This is a genomic window from Synechococcus sp. CCY9201, assembly GCF_034931105.1.
In the GTDB taxonomy this organism is placed as follows: domain Bacteria; phylum Cyanobacteriota; class Cyanobacteriia; order PCC-6307; family Cyanobiaceae; genus CBW1002.
In genome coordinates this window covers 49,643-67,716 of sequence record NZ_JAYGIC010000015.1, presented here as the reverse complement: position 1 = coordinate 67,716, position 18,074 = coordinate 49,643, and the positions used below count along the sequence as shown (strand labels likewise).

The window sequence follows — 18,074 nt, the reverse complement described above, 5'->3', positions numbered from 1 at the left end:
CGGTTGTGAAACGCAGCAGCGGCAACGATAGTTGGAGGGTAGCCTCCTGCGAAAATAGCTCGATGCCAGGTCAAACTTTGCTCCACGACGACGCCTCCGATGGCAGCCTGATGGCTGCGATCGGGGGTGTTTTCGTGTGCCTGGGTTGTGGGTTGGTGGCCACGAGATAGCTGTCCGACCTCGATCACCAGTCCCCAAGGGGGGATGATATTGAGTTGCCGATGCTGGGGATTGGTTTCGATGCTTGGGTCCTTGCGTGATGCGTCAAGTCAGGAGCTGGTAGGGACGTTGGGGCCAATAGGGACGTATGTGCCAAGACGTCAGGATGGGGAGCACAGCTGTGCCAAGGCTACGATTGATCGGTGGACTTGGTTTGGCCTGGATACGATGCCGTGCATAGGCTGATTTGATGTGGCACTGGGTTCGATGACAATGCCGCAGGCTCGATCACTTCTGCGTTTACAACGTTCGTGGAAGCCTTTCTGGGGAGCATACAGGTTATGGTTGCAGAACGATTGCACGGATCTCAGCGCAGCATTTGCCTATCACTGTCTGCAGTCTTTTTTGCCAGCAGTGTTGATTGCACTTTCGATTGCCTCGCGGATTCTTGGCAGAGATCGCGGATTGGTGGAGCGATTGCTTGGTGTGGCAGATGGTATTTTGCCAGCTTCTGGCTTGCCTTTTCTTGAGATTCTATTGCAGAAATTTACGCGTCAAGGGTTTGGGGCGGGCCTATTGGGCATTCTGTTCCTTGTGCTCAGTGCTGGCAATATTTATCTGACTCTTCAGCGGGGCATGGATCGTGTATGGGGTTGGCGACATGCGGGGCTGGAGGGACTGCCATGGGACCAGGTTGTCAGAAGATTCGTTGTGCTCAGGCTGAAGGCATTCTTGCTGATCTCAGTCTTGGCAGTGTTGCTTGTTTTTGATCAGTTGATCAGTAACCTTGGCTTGTTTTTCGATGGTGACGTTGCCTTTGCCTGGTTGCCACCTTGGTTGCAAAACCTGTTGCATGTTTCACTTTGGGCCGACCTTGGTGCTTCGATCCTGATTGGCCTGCTGTGCTCCTGGGTCGGTCTGTGGATCTTGCCCTCACGGCTTGTCCCTTTTGGGGTTGTGCTGCCTGGAGCCGTGTTGGCTGCGGTTGTGCTGATTACGATGAATCTCTCGATTGGGCCAATCCTGCTGCTGTTGGGTGTCAGGTTCCAGGCATATGGTGTAGTGGGTGGTGTCCTTGTGCTGACCCTGTGGATCTGGTTTATTGGTGTTGTTCTCTATTACAGTCAGTGTCTCAATGTGGTGTTGTGGCACGCACGTAAAAATAGAAAGCCCAAACTTGTGTTTTGAGCGGATTGTCGCCCGAACCCCTGCCATGACTTGATCATGCATCGCAACCTCATCGCTTCGCAGATCTGATGCAGCGCTCTTTCCCCTGGATCTGGCTGGTCTTGCTGGGTCTTCTCCTGCTGGCCCCCAGCCAAGCAGGCCGTGTCCTGCTGGATGTGCTTGGAGGTCTGACCCTTGGCCTGCTGCTGCTGCCGCTGATCGCTGCTGGGGGTGTCTGGATTGCCTGGCAGGTTCTGCGGCGACGCCTGCAAACCTGTCCTCGTTGCGGCAGTGCCAGCTTTTCCCAGGAGTCCTGTCCTCTCTGCGGTGCATCCATGCAGGCAGAATCGGAGGGGATGGTGGTGAATCTCACCGATGATCCCTTGCAGCCTCAGTCTCGCGGCATGGAGAAGGAGGCGAGCACCGTCACCATCGATGTGGTGGCCCAGGAGGTGGACGATCGTTGACGGCGTGCGTCGGGTGCTTCAGCTGCCCGTGGCCTGCACCCCTTCACTCAATTGTTCTGCCAGGCGACGTTCCCGCAAATAGAGAAACAGAGGAGCCCCGCAGGCGAAGGCGATCAGGACGCAGCTCAGTAGCACCCAGATCAGCCCGCGCATCTGCAGGCGTCGGCTTTCCTGCACTATCCAGATCACCACAGCAGTGGCGCCGATCATCAGATCTCTGGACAGAGAGGTGGCGGCAGGATTGGCGGTCGCTAAAGCGATGAATGATGGCAGATCGAAGGCCTGATGATTGAGTTCGATAAAGTCAAGATTAGCCATCCAGGGCAGCACGGCTCCAGCAATGGCAAGGATGAGGTAGATCGCCTGTAAGGGACTCTGCGGAAGCCAGTGCATGGCGAAGGACTTTGAGGTCATACATCGTTCCTCAAGAATTGTGGTGGATCAGTGGGGTGATAGTTGGTGCCAAGAATCATCGGCGGAAGATTTCTTGGTCGAATTGAGATGTGCGGATTATGGGGTGGATAATGGAGGCTGAGTGATTTGATCGGCGGGTGAGTGGTCTCCGTGTTGTCAAGGACTGGATCGGCGTGAGGTGTGTCTCGTTCATGAGGGTTCGAAAGGCCTTGGCTCACTCTGTTCGTCTTGCTGGGACCACTGCAAAACCTCTTGTTCCACATGTTCGAGTATGGCTTCGCATCGATCGATGTAGCTCAGGCCACGTCGGTACAGCGCCGCCATGTGCTCGACGTCGAGGTCGCTGGTCTGCAGCTCCGCCAACACAAGCTCAAGGGCCGTTCGAGACTGGAGAAAGCTGAGATCCTCTGCCCCGCTGGGTGAGGGATCTGTTTTGGGGGCCGATGCCCGGCGATCAGCTGCCTTGGGTTCGGCTGCCTTGCGACCCGATCTTTTTGGGCTCTTGCTGAGATTGGAGCTGCCCTTGACCGGTGTCGTGGGCAGTGGATCGGTGGCGGCTGTTCCGTCGCTTGGGAAATCTTCGGATGGAGTTGCTTCGGTCTTCTTGAGCATGGGGGTTGGTGGTCAGGGTCGTCACTGGACCAGGTGTTTCAGATCGAGGGTGCGGCACTGCGGCTAACCACGGCTTCCAGCCCCCCCTCACGGAGCTGCACAGTGATCGCGTCACCGGCGTTCACCTCCTTCCAGGTGCGCAGCAGATGGCCATCCTGCCCCCGCACCAGCGAGAAGCCACGCTCCAGGATGTGCTGCGGCGAGAGGGCCTGAAGCAACTGACGTTGCTCCTGCAGACGCTGGCGGCTCTGAACCAGCAGCCCTTGGGGGTGAAGAGCCTCGAGCCTCTGGCGTTGCTGCGCCAGCCGTTCTGTTTCCAGATCGAGGCGCCAGCGCAAGGATCGCTGCAGATGGAGACGTTGCTGGCGCAGATCCAGAAGTGCCCCCTGCTGGTCAGGCAGCAGGGCCACCAGTGCGGCCGTGGGCGTGGCGGCCCGATAGTCCGCCACCAGATCAGCAATGGTGGTGTCGTCTTCATGGCCCAGACCGCAGACCACCGGGATTGCGGCACTGCCCAGGCAACGGGCCAGCCGTTCGCCGTCGAACACCGCCAGATCCTCTCGATTCCCTCCCCCTCGGGCCAGCACCAACGCCTCGACACCGAGTCGTTCGGCCTGGCGGCTTACGGCCTCCAGCGCCGTGCAGATTTCCCCTTCCACGGGACCCTGCACGGGGATCGGCACCACCAGAATCCGTGTGGCCGGCCATCGTTCGCGGGCAGTGCGCAGCATGTCCGCCAGGGCGGAGCTGGGCACGCTGGTGAGCAGGGCGATGCACCCGGGATGTTCGGGCAGAGGGCGCTTGCGCTCTGGGTCGAACCAGCCTTCCGGTGCCAACAGTTCCCGCACCCGCTCGAACTGGCGCAAGGCAGCCTGGCGCCCTGGGCGAATGTCCAGCACCTGGACGCAGAGGCTGGCTCGGGCGTCCCAGAAATTGAGACGGCCGATGATGGTGACACCGTCACCTTCGGCGGGGAGGTACGAGAGTTTCTGGCGCAGGGAAGACCAGATCACCCCTGAGATGGTGGCGTCGCCATCGGTGAGGGTCAGCCAGATGTGTCCCTTCTTGAGCTGCGGACGGCTCACGGTCGCCTCCAGCAGAAAGCGCGGCGCAAACCCCCGTTCCAGCAGGGTTCCGATGGCCCGATTGAGCTCGGCCACGCCAAATGAAGGCAGGCCAGCGGATGTGGCGTAGGCGTTCTGGGATCGGGGCTCCAGCGGAGATGGGATCACGTCAGTGGGAGATCCGTTGGTCGTGCCACTGGTTCGTACACCATTGGGTCTCGCGCCACTGGGGCTGGTCCACCTGCCGGTGAAGGTCGTTGTGTGCTCTGGTTGAGATTGAGGCTGGCCAAGCCTCCAGGCCGGATCGATGGCTGCAGGCTGAGCAGGAGACTGATAATCGCGACTCTGATATGAAGCCTGCCATCAGTGTTCCAGCTTGCGGTACTGAAACCACCAGTAGAGGCTGACGACAGAACCGATCACGGCCACGACGCGTCCAACGGGATGATCGATCCGTACAAAGCCCGCACCTGTGATCACCAGGGCGCTACTCAGCAACCTGGAGCCGTCCCGGCGGTTGTTGACATAGAAGCTGGGTGGCATCGAGTCGGCGGCACAGCGGAGGCAGCCTAAGAACCAGGCACTGAGACCGAACTGAGGCGAGATGAAAATCCCGCCGTTTCACCCTGGGTTGGGCGATCCGGCGGGGCTGGAATCGGCTTGAGAAAGCCTCAACCGAGGCCGACCTGGGCCAGGATGCCTTGGCCGGTGAGGAGCTCGGTAGCCAGGCCAATCACAAAACCCATCATGGCGAGGCGGCCATTCCAGGTCTCGGCGAAGTTGACGAAGCCGAAGCGGGGCTGGGAAGCGTCAGACATGGAAGCAATCTCCAGGACTCCTCAACTGTAACGAAAGATGGAGTGGTCTTGACAGTGCTGCTTGCTACAGGTGCTGTGCGGTTTTCCGATTTGACAAGCCTGTGGCTTTCGCCTAGGGCTGCGCTCAGTTGTTTCCGAATCCATTCAGCCCTCCCGTGCCGCTCTGCAGCAGCAGATTGCCGCTGCCCTGCCAGCCCAGCCGGATCTGGTGCTGGTGACCGACCTCGATGGCACCCTGCTGGGGGGCGATCCACTCTGGCGCCGTGCTTTTTACCGCTGGCTGGTGGAACGGCGTGAGCGGGTGCTGCACATCTTCTGCACGGGCCGCCAGCTCAGTTCGATCGCCTCCCTGCTGATCGACGATGCCGCCTTCGGGCTGGCCCACCCCCATCTGGTGATCGGTGATGTGGGCTGCACCGTCGCCTGTGGGATCAGCCTGAAGACCGTGCCTGGGATGGTGGATCCGATTGATGCCCGCTGGAAAGGGTTGCCGGAGCGGCTGCTGCCCTTGCTCGAGGCTCTGCCCGGAGTGGCTTCGCAACCGATCAGCACCGAGCGCCGGCTTGCCTACACCCTGGATGGCGAAGCGATCGACTGGCAGCGACTGGTCGCACTCGAAGCCCATGGGGTCGACTGCCTCGTGTCGGACAACCGCTATCTCGATGTCTTGCCGGCCGGTGTCAACAAAGGCTCCACCCTGCTGACCTTGTTGCAATGGCTCGAGATCGATCCCGAACGGGTGGTGACGGCCGGTGACACGCTCAACGACCTGGCGATGTTCGAGACGGGGTTGGCTGGGGTGATGGTGGGCAACGCTGAGCAGGCTCTGCGGGAGAAGGTCTCCTGCCTGCCGCGGACCTACCGGGCCCGCGCGGAAGGTTGCGCCGGCATCGTGGAGGGATTGCGCCACTTCGGTTTCGGCCATTTGCTGGACGACTTCCCAGGCTTCCCCTTGTGAAGCCTGGGAGACGCTCAGCCCTGCGGCGCTGGTCGGGCAGCCTGCTCCCGTGCCAGGCGGGCCTTGGTATGGGCCGTGGCCTGGGCCTGGCGCGGATCTTCCGGCCAGGGATGGCGCGGATAGCGGCCCCGCAGATCGCGCCGCACCTCGGCATAGCCCTGGTCCCAGAACCCACTCAGATCGCGGGTGATCGCGGCTGGTCTCCCGGCTGGCGAGAGCAGGTGCACGGTCACGGGTAGCCGTCCCTGAAGCAGGGTCGGAGTCTGCCGGCAGCCGAACATCTCCTGCAGTTTCACCGCCAGCACCGCCTCCCCGTTTTGGTAGGTGAGATGGATTCGCCGACCGGAGGGCACCGTCAGCTGCTGCGGTAGCCAGTCGTCGAGCAGACGCCGCTGCGTCCAGTCCAGGTCTGCCCAGAGCACCTCGCACAGATCCAGCCGCTGCAGATCCTCCAGGCTGCGGACCCCTTGCAGGTGCCTGCCGAGCCAGTCTTCGAGCGTCTGGCTCAGGGCCTGGTCGCTGCAGTCAGGCCAGGGGGAGCCCAGGTGCTGGTGGGCCAGCAGCAGCCGCTGCTGCAACTGCCGGCTCCTCGCCCCCCAGGGCAGGGCCTCCAGTCCCCGTTGCCGCAGGCCTTCGAGCAACGCCTGTCGGATCCGGTCCTCATCGGCCTCGGGCCAGGGGCTGCGCTCCAGCACCAGGGCTCCGAGGCGCAGGCTGCGTTCGCAGCGCACCCGCTGGGCGGTGTTGTCCCAGCGCACCTCTTCGATGCTGACACCCTGGTCCACAGCCAGTTCCTCCAGCAATGCCGCAGGCAGAGGCACGGCCAGTCGGATCGCCGCGTCCTGTCCCTGGCCGTCCAGGACGGCCACCGCCAGGGCTTCGGCCAGGACCAAAGGGTCGCTGGGATGGAGGGTGGCGCCGCGACCGCTGCGGAGCTGGTAGCGATGCGGGCTTCCAGGGCGGCGCAGGGCGATCCGCTCCGGATAGGCCCAGGTGATCAGGCGCGCCGCTCGCCACTCCAGATCTGCTGGCCCTGGGTCCGCGCCGCTAGGGGGAGCCGCTGCAGCTCTCACCTGTCGTCGCAGTTCGGCGGCGAGCTGGTGCAGCCGCTGCTGAGGGCCTGACCCTCTCCGTCCCTGGCCCTGGGGCCGCATCCAGGCCAGGCGGCGCAGCAGGTCGCTGCCATGCTCCTGGCGATCGAGCGGATCCCGTTCGCTCAGCAGCACCGCCAGATCACAGGCCAGATCCAGATCCCCCGCGCCGCTGGCCTTCAGCAGCAGATGGGCCAGGCGCGGGTGCAGTCCTACGGCGCTGAGGGCACGGCCGTGATCGGAGAGGGCGCCGCTCTGATCGAGGGCTCCGAGCTGCTCCAGCAGCCTTCGCGCCTCCTGCAGGCCAGCCAGCGGTGGTGGTGTGAGCCAGGCCAGGTCTTCCCCCAGCCCCGCTCCCCATTGGGCCAGCTGCAGGGCGATCGGCAGGGGATCGACCTCCAGCAGTTCCGGCGGATCGAAGGCGGGCCGGCGCTGCTGCTCGGCTGGCGACCACAGCCTCAGGCAATGGCCTGGCCCGAGTCGGCCGGCGCGGCCCCGCCGCTGCTCGGCGCTGGCCTGGCTGGCCGGCACGGTGACCAGTCCATCCATGCCCGTGGCCGGATCAAAGCGACTGCGGCGCGACCAGCCCGCATCGATCACCAGCCGTACCCCTTCGATCGTGAGGGAACTCTCGGCAATACTGGTGGCCAGCACCAGCTTGGCGCCGTCGGGATCGGCGGGGGCGATGGCCTGGCGCTGGGCCTCGAGCGGCAGGGATCCGTGCAGGGGGCAGATGGCGACCTGCTGGCTCCAGGGGCAGCTCTCGAGCAGCCGCTGGGTGCGCAGGATCTCCCGCAGTCCGGGCAGAAAGATGAGCGCGGTTTCACCAGCGTGACGTTGCGGCAGCCACTGCTGCTCCAGGGCCCGCAGCACCTGCCGTTCGATCGCTTCGGATTCACGGGGTCGCTGGTGCTCCACGCTCACCGGATGGCTGCGGCCTTCGCTGGTGAGCACCTGAGCCTGATCGAGCTCGGCGGCGAGCGGCTCGAGATCCAGGGTGGCCGACATCACCAGCACCCGCAGGTCCGGGCGCAGCAGGGCGCGGGCCTGTCGCAACAGGGCCAGGGCCAGGTCGGCGTCGGCCTGGCGCTCGTGGAATTCATCGAAGATCACCAACCCCACGGCCTCCAGGGCCGGATCGCTCTGCAGGCGCCGCAGGAACAGGCCGCTGGTCACGACCTCCAGTCGGGTCCGGCTGGAGCAACGGCTTTCAAGGCGAACCCGGTAGCCGACCTGTTCCCCAACCGCTTCCCCCAGGGAGCTGGCCAGCCGTTCGGCGGCGGCGCGGGTCGCGAGGCGGCGGGGCTCCAGCATCACGATTCCCTGCGCGGGCAGGGCGTGCATCAGGGCCAGAGGCACCCGCGTGGTTTTGCCGGCACCGGGCGGTGCCTGGAGCAGCAGGGTGGACCCTGGAGGGCTCAGCGCCGTTTCGATCGCGCCGAGCAGCCCGTCGATCGGCAGGGGGGCTGCAGGTGCTGCAGGGGAAGAGCGGGCCCGCGGCATGGGCTCAGCGCACGTGCCGCACTCCATCCACGGGGTGGTAGCCCTCGCCGGTCTTCTCTTCGTAGACGATCGCCGGCAGGCCGGTTTCAAACATGGTCTGCAGGGCTTCCTTGAGATAGGGATTCCAGCCACCTGTCGACACCTTCCCGTGCCACACGGTCCAGTCCCAGGTGCCTTGCAGATCGCGAGGCACACGGCCTTCGCGGTCGCGCCGGGCCACCAGATCCTGGGATTCGATCACGCCCACCCGGACCGGATCCTGCCCATAGGCCGGGGTCATGGTGAGCTCCAGCCGCACGGGATCTTCCTTGACCAGCTTGAGGCGGAAGCGGGGTGGGAGCTTCAGACCCCGGAGCACGGCACCAACGATTCGAGTTCTCTGGTCCACGGTCTGCCTCCGCCGGCATGCACGATCACACCTGCGAGCCTATTCAGTTGTCGACCTCGGTCCCTGGGCGCTCGTTGTCGCCGTTGAAGCGCACCGTGAGCAGATCCTCACGGGTGAGCTGGCCTTCGGCATCCAGCAGTTCCGGATGAATGGTGAGCCGGCCGGTGCGATCGCCACTGGTGGTGCCGGCAGCGCTGCGGTCGCCAGGGCGGGGTACGGCACGAAAACCACGGGCCATCACCTGGAAGGCCTGCCAGAGCAGCAGCAGGAAGCAGGCTCCGTAGAGGTAGGGAAACAGCTTGGTGAAGACGTCCATTCGATCGGATGCGACGAATCGCCGGATCCGATCGCGGATCCATCATCGCTTGCTTGTGGAGGTGTCAGGCGTGGCGTTGGCCAGCATCCAGGCCCAGAGGGTGGTGCAGGCCGCTCCGAAAGCAAGGAATGCCAGCAGCAGGCGCGACGTGTCCATGGATCGATAGAAAACTTCACTGATCGTAGCCGGATCGCCTGGCGGTTTGCACGGCTCGTCTGAGTCGGCCACGTTTCCTACGGTTTGCGTTGATCTGCGCCGTTCGCGGAGTTCGAGTGATGCGCCGCTTTCCCTTGCATTCGCTGGCCTGGCCCGGAGTCACCCTTGCAGCGGTGATGGTGACCCTGCCGCTGCTGCCAACGGCGGCCTTGGCGCAGGGGGCCGCCGCTGCAGCCCTGACGCGCCAGTCGTTCGTGGCGAGCGCCGTGCGTCGCGCCGGCCCTGGCGTCGTGACGATCGACACGGAGCGCACCGTTCTGGTACCGGGTGGCGGTGGTGGGCTGCCCCGTGGGCTGCTGGCCGACCCCTTCTTCCGGCAGTTCTTCGGGGTTCCCCAGGCCGCGCCCCCGTCCCAGCGAACGGAGAGAGGCCAGGGCAGTGGCGTGATCTATCGGGCCGACGGCCTGATCCTCACCAATGCCCACGTTGTTGACAAGAGCGATCGGGTGCTGGTGGGTCTGCAGGACGGCCGTCGGGTCGAGGGCAAGGTCGTTGGTCTGGACAGGGTGACGGATCTGGCCGTGGTGCAGTTGATCGGAGGAGGGCCCTGGCCTGCGGTGGCGCTGGGCAATTCCGATGGCCTTCAGGTGGGCGACTGGGCCATTGCCGTGGGTAATCCCTTCGGGCTGGATAACACCGTGACCCTGGGGATCATCAGCAATCTCAACCGCAATGCCAGCAAGCTCGGCATCACGGATAAGCGGCTGGATCTGATTCAGACCGATGCGGCGATCAATCCCGGCAACTCCGGCGGGCCTCTCCTCAACGCCGATGGAGAAGTGATCGGCATCAACACCCTGGTGCGTTCGGGCCCTGGTGCCGGTCTGGGATTCGCCATCCCGATCAATCGGGCCCGGGAGATTGCCAGCCAGCTGGTGCAGAGTGGTCGGGTGAGCCACCCGATGATCGGTGTGGGCCTGGAAGCTTCACGGCCGGGCCAGGGTGGATCGGCGGCTGGGGGTGTGAGTGTGGTCTCCGTGATGCCGGGAGGTCCAGCCGCTCGGGTGGGGATTCGGCAGGGTGACGTGATCGTGGTGGCCGATGGTCAGCCGGTCACAGAGCCCAGTCAGTTGGTGAGTGTGGTCGAGCGGATCGGCGTAGGTCGGCCTCTGAACCTGAGGATTGATCGCCAGGGGAGGCGGCTCGAACTTGACCTGACCCCTGTTGAACTGGGGAGTCTCTCGGCGCGCTGACAGGGCAGCGTTCTCGACGTTTGCCTTCTGAGCCTCTCTTGCGCTGTGGGCAGGTTGTGGTTGGGGTCAGGAATGTCGTGGTTTGCGGAGGAGGCGTCGTGGACGGGGCGTCAGGTCCTGAAAGGATGACGCCCACGACCTTCGCCGCGCTCAGAGCACATCGAATCCCTGAGGCTCGCTGGTCTCGGGCATGGTGCTCATGCCGCCGAGGAAGGCGGAGGGCGCGCCGAGTTGTTGGCGCATCACCCACTGGGTGGCCGCCTTCTGGCTTTGCCAGGCCTGGAGCAGCTGCTTGGCCAGACCACGCAGGGCCTGGGGGTCACCCGTGGCGTCGATGGCTCGGGTCATGCGCTCAAGCTCGAACTTCTGCCCAAGGCTGAGGGTGAGGGGTTCCGACATGGCTGAAGCCCCAGGGGGCTCGTGAAACTGGCGCAACGCTACAAAGTGTTTCAGGGCTCCGCGTAGCCGTTGCGACACGGATAAGCAAAACGCGTCAGCAAACCCTTGCGCCATCCCCCTTGACGGCAGTTCTGGGCCTTGGCTGCCGGTGTTCGGGCCAGTGGTGGGCGACCGGTCTTGTGGTACGCCTCGTCTTCTGGCTCAGTGGTGTTCCCGCAGTTCCTCAACGCAGCGGGTGACGCATTCACCATCGTCGAGGGAGCAGGTGGTGATGCACTCGAAATAGACCTCCATGGCATCCCAGGTCTCCTCGTGGTGCTGCGGCGACGGCGTCGCCGCAGCACCAGCCTCGGCTGTCCCGGCATGGGAGGAAGGAATCCCGGTGCGGGAACCAAGTCCCGTGGACCAGAGCTCGACGCTCATGGGCTGCTCTCAACGACGTAAGGTCAGGCTATGCACACATCGCGCTGGACACCAGCGAAATGGGTCGAGTTGCTTACTCGTCTATGAAGTTGTGTTTTCCAGCTCCGCGCTGAGGTTCCTCCGTCGGCCGGCCGGCCGGCCGGCATGAGCCCGTCTGCCGGCAAAGCCGGCAATCAGCAGGCCGGCTGTCGTTGCTTGCCGCCATCGTTCTTGCTGGCCTGCTTGTTGCGCAGGCGCTCGCGCTGCTTCTCGCGGTTGGCGGCCTGTTTGCGGGTTCGGGCTTCCGTCTCCAGGGCCTGGCGGGCCGCTTCGGCTTCCTCCTGCTTCTTCTGCAGGTAGTAGGCGTAGTCGCCGCGGTAGACCACCAGCTCTCCCTCGCGCAGCTCCACGATCCGGTTGGCGACCCGGGAGATGAAGTAGCGGTCGTGGGAGACCAGCAGGGCCGCGCCTTCGTACTCCTGCAGCGCGTTCTCCAGCATCTGCTTGGCGGGGATGTCGAGGTGGTTGGTGGGCTCGTCCAGCACCAGCAGGTTGCAGGGCTTCAGCAGCATCAGCGCCAGGGCCAGGCGTGCCTTCTCTCCGCCGCTGAGCTTGCCGGCCTGCTTGAACACCGCCTCATTACTGAGACAGAAGCTGCCCAGCAGGGAGCGCACCTGGGTCTGGGTCCAGTCCGGTACCGCTTCGAACACGGTGTCGATCACGGTCTTGTCCAGGTCGAGGGCTTCGGCCTGGTTCTGCTCGAAATAGCCGGCGATCACGTTGTGCTCACCCAGCCCAGCCCGGCCCTCGTCTGGTGCCTCAAGGCCCATCACCAGCCGAAGCAGGGTCGACTTGCCTGCGCCGTTCGGCCCCACGAAGGCGATCCGATCGCCCCGCTCCACCTCCAGCTCGGCACCGAGAAACAGGATCTTGTCGCCGTAGCTGTGGGTGAGATCGCGGAATTCGGCCACCAGCCTTCCGGAGCGGGGGGCTTCGGGAAAGCGGAAGCGTGGACCGGAGACACTCTCGATCGGGGCCTCGATCCGTTCGACCTTCTCGAGCAGCTTTTCCCGGCTCTTGGCCTGGGTGGAACGGGTGGCGCTGGCCCGGAAGCGGTCGACATAGGCCTGCTGGCTGGCCAGTTCCTTCTGCTGCCGATCGAAGGCAGCCTGGCTGGCCTCGCGCTCCAGCGCCTTCTGCTCCAGATGCTGGCTGTAGTTGCCCAGGTAGGTCCGTGAGACGCCACGTTCGGTCTCCACGATCTGGGTGCAGACCCGATCGAGGAAGGTGCGGTCATGGCTGATCACCACCAGGGCGGCGCTCTGCTCGATCAGGTAGCTCTCCAGCCACTGGATCGTCTCCACATCCAGGTGGTTGGTCGGCTCATCCAGCAGCAGCAGATCCGGCTCCTGCAGCAGGATCTTGCCCAGGGCGATGCGCATCTGCCAGCCGCCGGAGTAGTCACCCACCAGCAGCTCGGCCCCTTCGGGGGTGAAGCCGATCGTGGGGAGTAATTTGTCGATGCGAGCATCGAGTTCGTAGCCGTGCAGGGCCTCGAAGCGGCTGTGCAGGCGGCCCAGCTCGTGGATCAGCTCATCGAGGTGATCGGGATCGCTGGCGGCCTGCTCGCTGGCCATGGCGTGCTCAACCTGATGCTGGCGGATCAGCACCTGGGCTGCTTCGCCGAAGGCCTGAAACAGCTCTTCGCGCACGGTGCGCTCGGGATCGACATCGAATTCCTGCTGCAGGTAGGCGATGCGCGGCTCCCCCTGCTTCACCACCTGGCCGCCGCTGGCTTCCTCCAGGCCGGCAATGATCCGCATCTGGGTGGATTTGCCGGCACCGTTCACTCCCACCAGGCCGATGCGCTCACCGGCCTTCACCTCCCAGGTGACATCCCGCAGCACTTCACCGGTGGGATAGATCTTGCTGATCCGTTCGAGACGAAGCACGGCGGCGTGGGTATGGGTACGGCAGGAGCAACGGAATCCTGCCGGTTCCGGTGCATTGCCTGCATCATCCCTGGCCATCCTCCCGACCGGAACCCCTGAGATCCGTCCCTCGGATCAGCGTCCGGCAGAGTGGTTTTCAGAACCTCGGCTGCTCGTTGGGATGATCAAGCGCCTCGAGCAGGTGGCCGCTCTGGTGGTGGCGGCGGGTCTGGCGATCGTGAGCTACTGGCTCTTCTTCAGCTGGGCCCAGGGGGGTGGGGCCCATCGCCGTCCCGGTGGGATCCCTGTCAGTCCTCCAGGTTCGAGCCAGTCCCGCGCACCGGATGCCGGCGTGGCGATGGCGGCCGATCCCCTTGCCGGCGTCACAGTCCGCCGCGCGCCTTGAGCAGCCACTGCTTGGTGTCGCCGTCCTCCAGGCTGGAGATGTGGGCTTTCACCTCGTCCGCGCTCACCGGCAGACCTTCGGCCTCACCGAGGGCAACGATCCGCTGCAAGGCGCCGCTGGGGTCCTGCAGGGCCTGGCGGAACAGGTCCTGGGTGAGTGCCGCATCGGCGCTGATGCGCGCGTAGAGCTGGGGTGCGTTGCTCATCGCTCGGCCACGGATGGCTTGACCCTATGCAGTGGAGGTGCCCCACAGTGTGCCCTGGGACGCGGTTGTTCGCGTTCCGTAGGGAAGGGCACTCAGGACTTGGCCTCGTTGTCAGCGGTTTCGCCCTTGAGGCTGCGGGCTTCCTGGCAGAGCACCTGGCGGAGCTGGGCGTAGTTGGCGGCCAGGCTGCTCTGCCCGTCCTGACGGGCTCCGAATTCCGCCCGTTGCAGCACGTGGTGCAGGTGGGTGAGCAGGTAGGGGCTGATCACGGCTGATACCAGCACATCACCACTGCTTTGGGCGGAGGTGGTGGTGGGGCCGTTGGAGCGAGGCGCCATGGCCGAGGGCCGGGTCTGGCTACAGCATAGGCTTGGATACTACCCAAGGGTGTGTTTGTACACTGGTGGTCATTGGTGCTGTCCAGTGCGGCCTTTGTCCGGGCGTCTCCGCCCGTGAGCCATCCACCCTCCACTGCGCCGTGCCTACCCGACAGACATCCTCCAGTGGCCGCTCAAAGTCGCCGCGGATTCAGGTGGTCTTGCCTGAGGATCTATGCGACCGGCTCACGGCTCTGGCGGAGCGGGATTCCCGCACCGTCAGCAACATGGCGCGGGTGCTGATCCAGCAGGGTGTGGAGCGGATGGAGCGGCAGCAGCTTCTGGCCGGCGACTCCGGTCTGCTGCCGAGCGAGGTCCAGGCCGATCGCTTTCGTGCGGCCCTCGTGCGTCAGGAGCAGAATCGAGGCCAACGGCTTCAGAGAACCCGCCGCTTACGGCTGTTCCGCCCTCGCGCTTGACGCGGGATCAGCCGCAGCGATCAGGTGACAGCCCTGCAGGCCTGGCGCAAGTCCCCAGCACGGCCTCCTGACGGGCGCCGGTCACCGCTGGCAGGGAGCCGGGGTGGCCCTGCTGGTGCCACCAGGCCAGCAACGCGAAGGCCAGGGCTTCCCTCTCCAGATCGCCGATGCCCAGCTCCTGCAGGGGTCGCACGCTCATGCCCCGGCAGCGGCGCCGCAGCTCCCGCATCAGGGTCTGGTTGCGGCCGCCTCCTCCGGCGACAAGCAGTTCGATTGGCCGTGGACCGCGCTGGAGATCCTGGGCCACGGTCGCGGCGCTGAAGGCCGTCAGGGTGGCGAGACTGTCGGCGGCGAAGTCGGTGCTGTCGCGGGTAGCCGCGCTGGTCTGGGCCAGGTCCGCCAGGCGGCGTTGCAGGTCGGCCTGGCCGAACAATTCCCGGCCGGTCGACTTGGGTGGGTGCTGGAGCAGATAGGGCTCCTGCAGCCAGCGCTCCAGCACCGTTGTCTGCACCCTGCCGCGTGCTGCCCAGGCGCCCCCGTCATCGAAGCTCAGCTGTCCCTGGCTGAATTGCTCCACGGCCAGGTCCAGCAGGGTGTTGGCCGGGCCGCAATCCCAGCCGCGTACCGACGCGTGGCGATCGGGACCGTGGCGGGGCGGCAGCAGGGTGAGGTTGGCGATGCCTCCCAGGTTGAGCAGGGCGCGCCAGCCACCGGTGCTGCCCAGCAGTGCCGCATCACAGGGGGGAACCAGCGGCGCCCCCTGCCCCCCCAGGGCCAGATCGGCAGCCCGGAAGTCGTGAACCACCGGTCGCTGCAGCAGGGAAGCCAGCAACGGGCCCTGCAGCAGCTGCAGGCTGGCGCCACGGCGATCGCCCGTAGGGGGGCGGTGCCAGAGCGTCTGACCGTGGCAGCCCACCAGAGCGGCTGTGGCACCGGGATCGGCATGGCGGGCCGCCTCGGCCTGCACCTCGGTCACGGCCTCGCTCAGGTCAAGGAGCTCCGCCGAGGTGCACGAGGCTCCCTGGCCCAACGCCAGCAGCCGCTGGCGGAGGTCGTCGGGATAGGGAACGGAGGCCCGCCCCAGCAACTGCCAGCGGGGGCGTTGGGGCGGGCCTGAGAAGGCGGCCAGCACCGCGTCCACGCCATCGGCGCTGGTGCCGCTCATCAGGCCGACCACGCGCATGGCGATCAGGTGGAGGGAAGCGCTTCCAGCGCCGTGCTGGTGCCCATCACCACCAGCAGTTCGCCTTCATTGAGCACATGGGAGGCCGGTGGGTTGACGGTCAGCTGGTTCTGGGGGCCGGCCGCCAGCACGCTGACGTTGTAGTTCTTGCGAAGGTTGATGTCCCGCAGGGAGTGCCCGACGAAGGCGCGGGGCACTTTGATCTCCTCGATGCTGTTGCGGTCGTCCAGCCGCAGGCGTTCCAGCAGGTTCGGACGCACCAGCTCCAGCCCCAGGCGTTCTCCCTGCATCTTCGAGGGAAACACCACCCGGTCGGCGCCGACCCGGCGCAGCATCTTCTCGTGCAGATCGCTGGTGGCCCGCGCGATCACGTGTTTGACGCGGCTGTCGCTGCTGTCCTTGGCGATCAGGGTGGCGGTGATGCTGGCCTCGAGGGGCTCGCTGATCGCCACCACCACCGTGCCGAGATCCAGCACTCCCGAGGCCCGCAGGGCCTCTTCATCAGTGCAGTCCACCACCCGACCCTCAATGCCCGGATCGGCCTGACGCAACTCGTCAATGGCCCGCTGACTGCTGTCAATCGCCAGCACGTCGGCACCAGCGCTGGCGAGCGACTTACAGACGGCACCACCGAAGCGTCCAACACCGATCACGGCGAAGCTGTCTTCGAAGCGATCCTCGCTTCCCTGCCATTGCCACCACTGGTTCATTCCCGCTGCATCCTCTGGTCGGTGTGGTTGGTGTGGTCGGTGGGGGTGGTGCGTGCGGAAGCTCCGTCAGGTTTCGCTGTCCGCATGGGCTGTCTGGATTGGCCGTCTGGATTGGCTGTCTGCCTGGGACTTCTGACTTGGCTGCGTGGTCTGGGCTTCTGTTTAGGCCGTCTGTGTCGCCTGTCTGCCTGCACTGGTCGCTGGAGAAGTTTGGATGGGGCCTGGCTGGTCGGTGCTGGTTCGACGGTTCAGATGTAGAGCTCTTCCTTGGGATACTTGACCCGAGTCTGAGGGCGACTGCCATAGAACGCAGAGAGCAGCAGCAGGATTCCCAGTCGGCCGACGTACATGCCCACCATCAAGACCGCCTGGCCCCAGCGATCCAGGTGGACTGTGACATCCACATCCAGCCCCACGGTGCTGAAGGCGGAGACGCAGGTGAACAGTTTTTCAAGGAAGGTGAAGGCCTCGGTCTCGGCGCTGCCGCCACCGCCGATGTTGTCGAGGGCCAGCAGCAGGGCCATCCCGAGAACGAACAGCAGCGAGGCCAGGGTGACCCCGACGGCCCGCAGTACGACCTTGGCTGGAATCTCGCGATTGCGCACCACCACGCCGTCTTCAGCTCGCAGGGTGGAGCGGGTGGCTGCCATCAGGGCCGCAAAGGTGGTGGTTTTGATGCCGCCACCGGTGCCACCGGGACTGGCGCCAATGAACATCAGCCCCATCATCAGCAACAGGCCTGCATCGGAGAGCGTGCTGGTGGTGAGGGGAATCGTGTTGAAGCCAGCGGTGCGTGTGGTGATCGACTGGAACAGACTCACCTGAAGTTTGTCCAGGGTATCGAGCTTCTGCATCAGAAGCCCCTCGGTATCGAGATGCTCAGTCAGGAGAAGGCCGATAGTCCCGACCAGAATCAGACCGATCGTGCTGCGAATCACGAGACGGGTGTGCATGCTCAGGCGATTCAGGCGCCGCAGGCGGAAGCGATTGACCCAGAGATCATTGGTGACTCTCCATCCAAGACCGCCCATCACGATCATGCTGGCGATCACCAGATTCACCACCGGATTGCTGCGGTAGCGCACCAGGCTGTCGCTCCATAATCCGAAACCAGCGTTGTTGTAAGCGCTGATGCAGTGGAACATCGAGGCCCAGAGCCGTTCCCCCAGATTGGGGATGTCATTGAAGCCGAAGCTGAACAGGATCAGGGTGCCGATCCCCATCACGCAGCCGGCTGTGATCAGGATTGACCGGAAGGTCGGCCCGATGCCGCCGACCCCGAATTCATCAAGGGCCCGGCCCTTGTCAAGCCGGTGCCTCAGGCCGGAGTGCCCCTGTACGAACCCCTGCAGAAAGGTGGTGATCGCCATCAGCCCGAGCCCACCGGTGATGATCAGACCCGCTAAAGCCACCTGCCCGATAGGGGTCAACTCGGTTCCGACATCAATGACCGAAAGGCCGGTCACCGTGATCGCGGAGGTCACGGTGAACAGGGCTTCCCAGAGCCCCACCGTTTTGGTGGAGCAGAGCGGTGAGGCCAGGATGAACGTTCCGAAAGCGATCACCAGAAGTCCGGTGATCGCCGTGAACTGGGGAACGCTGAGACGCTGATGCCAGCGGTAGCGATGCCCTGGGGGACGCTTTGGGCGTGGCGCCATGGCAGGAGGGGTTGGCTC

22 protein-coding genes are annotated in these 18,074 nt (G+C 64.7%); 6 read left to right on the top strand and 16 right to left on the bottom strand.

Annotation, left to right across the window (positions count from 1 at the left end):
• Nucleotides 1-504: 504 nt before the first annotated feature.
• Together VB716_RS01575 and VB716_RS01570 are read left to right on the top strand one after the other, a co-directional pair.
• Nucleotides 505-1,347, top strand: coding sequence for a YihY/virulence factor BrkB family protein (locus tag VB716_RS01575; RefSeq protein WP_323269547.1), 843 nt, complete (start codon nucleotides 505-507; stop codon nucleotides 1,345-1,347).
• A 68-nt stretch (nucleotides 1,348-1,415) separates the two neighbouring features.
• Nucleotides 1,416-1,793: a hypothetical protein gene (locus VB716_RS01570; protein WP_323269546.1), complete on the top strand. Its 378-nt coding sequence runs from the start codon at nucleotides 1,416-1,418 to the stop codon at nucleotides 1,791-1,793.
• An 18-nt stretch (nucleotides 1,794-1,811) separates the two neighbouring features.
• On the opposite strand, the gene VB716_RS01565 is transcribed toward VB716_RS01570, so the two are convergent.
• The 5 genes from VB716_RS01565 to VB716_RS01545 form a co-directional block, all read right to left on the bottom strand.
• The gene (locus VB716_RS01565) at nucleotides 1,812-2,207 is read right to left on the bottom strand and encodes a DUF2834 domain-containing protein (protein ID WP_231598196.1); all 396 of its coding nucleotides are present in this window, start codon (nucleotides 2,205-2,207) and stop codon (nucleotides 1,812-1,814) included.
• A 189-nt stretch (nucleotides 2,208-2,396) separates the two neighbouring features.
• Nucleotides 2,397-2,819 carry an exodeoxyribonuclease VII small subunit gene (gene xseB / locus VB716_RS01560; RefSeq protein ID WP_323249439.1) on the bottom strand — a complete coding sequence of 141 codons (423 nt, stop codon included), beginning with the start codon at nucleotides 2,817-2,819 and terminating at the stop codon, nucleotides 2,397-2,399.
• Between the two features lie 38 nt (nucleotides 2,820-2,857).
• Complete coding sequence (xseA, locus tag VB716_RS01555; protein WP_323269545.1) at nucleotides 2,858-4,051, bottom strand: exodeoxyribonuclease VII large subunit; 1,194 nt, start codon at nucleotides 4,049-4,051, stop codon at nucleotides 2,858-2,860.
• Nucleotides 4,052-4,246: 195 nt separating this feature from the next.
• Nucleotides 4,247-4,426, bottom strand: coding sequence for a hypothetical protein (locus tag VB716_RS01550; protein WP_197158637.1), 180 nt, complete (start codon nucleotides 4,424-4,426; stop codon nucleotides 4,247-4,249).
• Between the two features lie 128 nt (nucleotides 4,427-4,554).
• Nucleotides 4,555-4,701, bottom strand: coding sequence for a chlorophyll a/b-binding protein (locus VB716_RS01545; RefSeq protein ID WP_197158638.1), 147 nt, complete (start codon nucleotides 4,699-4,701; stop codon nucleotides 4,555-4,557).
• 214 nt (nucleotides 4,702-4,915) lie between these two features.
• On the opposite strand from VB716_RS01545, the gene VB716_RS01540 reads away from it, so the two are divergent.
• A complete protein-coding gene (locus tag VB716_RS01540) occupies nucleotides 4,916-5,659 on the top strand; it encodes an HAD family hydrolase (RefSeq protein WP_322758274.1) in 744 nt (247 codons plus the stop codon).
• A 14-nt stretch (nucleotides 5,660-5,673) separates the two neighbouring features.
• Here the strand turns inward: VB716_RS01540 and hrpB are convergent, their stop codons facing one another.
• From hrpB to VB716_RS01525, 3 genes are read right to left on the bottom strand one after another with little or no spacing between them, the layout of a single operon-like run.
• Entirely contained in the window at nucleotides 5,674-8,253 is a 2,580-nt protein-coding gene (gene hrpB / locus VB716_RS01535) for an ATP-dependent helicase HrpB (RefSeq protein ID WP_323269543.1), read from the bottom strand.
• A gap of 4 nt (nucleotides 8,254-8,257) precedes the next feature.
• On the bottom strand, nucleotides 8,258-8,641 hold the full coding sequence (locus tag VB716_RS01530) for a hypothetical protein (protein WP_197158641.1): 384 nt from the start codon (nucleotides 8,639-8,641) through the stop codon (nucleotides 8,258-8,260).
• Nucleotides 8,642-8,684: 43 nt separating this feature from the next.
• The gene (locus tag VB716_RS01525) at nucleotides 8,685-8,957 is read right to left on the bottom strand and encodes a DUF2973 domain-containing protein (protein WP_197158642.1); all 273 of its coding nucleotides are present in this window, start codon (nucleotides 8,955-8,957) and stop codon (nucleotides 8,685-8,687) included.
• Between the two features lie 275 nt (nucleotides 8,958-9,232).
• Here VB716_RS01525 and VB716_RS01520 point away from each other — a divergent pair, with 275 nt between their 5' ends.
• Nucleotides 9,233-10,366 (top strand): trypsin-like peptidase domain-containing protein, encoded by a 1,134-nt coding sequence (locus tag VB716_RS01520; protein WP_416238069.1) that lies wholly within the window; start codon nucleotides 9,233-9,235, stop codon nucleotides 10,364-10,366.
• A gap of 150 nt (nucleotides 10,367-10,516) precedes the next feature.
• Here the strand turns inward: VB716_RS01520 and VB716_RS01515 are convergent, their stop codons facing one another.
• The 3 genes from VB716_RS01515 to VB716_RS01505 form a co-directional block, all read right to left on the bottom strand.
• Nucleotides 10,517-10,765, bottom strand: a complete 249-nt coding sequence (locus VB716_RS01515) for a hypothetical protein (RefSeq protein WP_197158644.1) — start codon at nucleotides 10,763-10,765, stop codon at nucleotides 10,517-10,519.
• 201 nt (nucleotides 10,766-10,966) lie between these two features.
• Nucleotides 10,967-11,188 (bottom strand): hypothetical protein, encoded by a 222-nt coding sequence (locus tag VB716_RS01510; protein WP_197159387.1) that lies wholly within the window; start codon nucleotides 11,186-11,188, stop codon nucleotides 10,967-10,969.
• A gap of 173 nt (nucleotides 11,189-11,361) precedes the next feature.
• Nucleotides 11,362-13,119: an ATP-binding cassette domain-containing protein gene (locus tag VB716_RS01505; protein ID WP_323269541.1), complete on the bottom strand. Its 1,758-nt coding sequence runs from the start codon at nucleotides 13,117-13,119 to the stop codon at nucleotides 11,362-11,364.
• Between the two features lie 163 nt (nucleotides 13,120-13,282).
• Between VB716_RS01505 and VB716_RS01500 the strand changes: the two genes are divergently transcribed.
• Nucleotides 13,283-13,504, top strand: coding sequence for a hypothetical protein (locus VB716_RS01500; RefSeq protein ID WP_323269548.1), 222 nt, complete (start codon nucleotides 13,283-13,285; stop codon nucleotides 13,502-13,504).
• Here the strand turns inward: VB716_RS01500 and VB716_RS01495 are convergent.
• Both VB716_RS01495 and VB716_RS01490 read right to left on the bottom strand, forming a co-directional pair.
• Complete coding sequence (locus VB716_RS01495; protein WP_323269539.1) at nucleotides 13,482-13,709, bottom strand: hypothetical protein; 228 nt, start codon at nucleotides 13,707-13,709, stop codon at nucleotides 13,482-13,484. The genes VB716_RS01500 and VB716_RS01495 overlap by 23 nt on opposite strands.
• A 92-nt stretch (nucleotides 13,710-13,801) precedes the next feature.
• On the bottom strand, nucleotides 13,802-14,047 hold the full coding sequence (locus tag VB716_RS01490; RefSeq protein ID WP_231598199.1) for a hypothetical protein: 246 nt from the start codon (nucleotides 14,045-14,047) through the stop codon (nucleotides 13,802-13,804).
• A gap of 140 nt (nucleotides 14,048-14,187) precedes the next feature.
• Between VB716_RS01490 and VB716_RS01485 the strand changes: the two genes are divergently transcribed.
• Nucleotides 14,188-14,505 carry a ribbon-helix-helix domain-containing protein gene (locus VB716_RS01485; RefSeq protein WP_197158648.1) on the top strand — a complete coding sequence of 106 codons (318 nt, stop codon included), beginning with the start codon at nucleotides 14,188-14,190 and terminating at the stop codon, nucleotides 14,503-14,505.
• Nucleotides 14,506-14,512: 7 nt separating this feature from the next.
• On the opposite strand, the gene VB716_RS01480 is transcribed toward VB716_RS01485, so the two are convergent.
• The 3 genes from VB716_RS01480 to VB716_RS01470 all read right to left on the bottom strand — a co-directional run bounded on the left by VB716_RS01480 (nucleotide 14,513) and on the right by VB716_RS01470 (nucleotide 18,056).
• The gene (locus VB716_RS01480; RefSeq protein WP_323246763.1) at nucleotides 14,513-15,688 is read right to left on the bottom strand and encodes an anhydro-N-acetylmuramic acid kinase; all 1,176 of its coding nucleotides are present in this window, start codon (nucleotides 15,686-15,688) and stop codon (nucleotides 14,513-14,515) included.
• Nucleotides 15,689-15,693: 5 nt separating this feature from the next.
• Entirely contained in the window at nucleotides 15,694-16,398 is a 705-nt protein-coding gene (locus VB716_RS01475; protein WP_197158650.1) for a potassium channel family protein, read from the bottom strand.
• 248 nt (nucleotides 16,399-16,646) lie between these two features.
• Entirely contained in the window at nucleotides 16,647-18,056 is a 1,410-nt protein-coding gene (locus VB716_RS01470; RefSeq protein ID WP_197158651.1) for a TrkH family potassium uptake protein, read from the bottom strand.
• Nucleotides 18,057-18,074 lie beyond the last annotated feature (18 nt).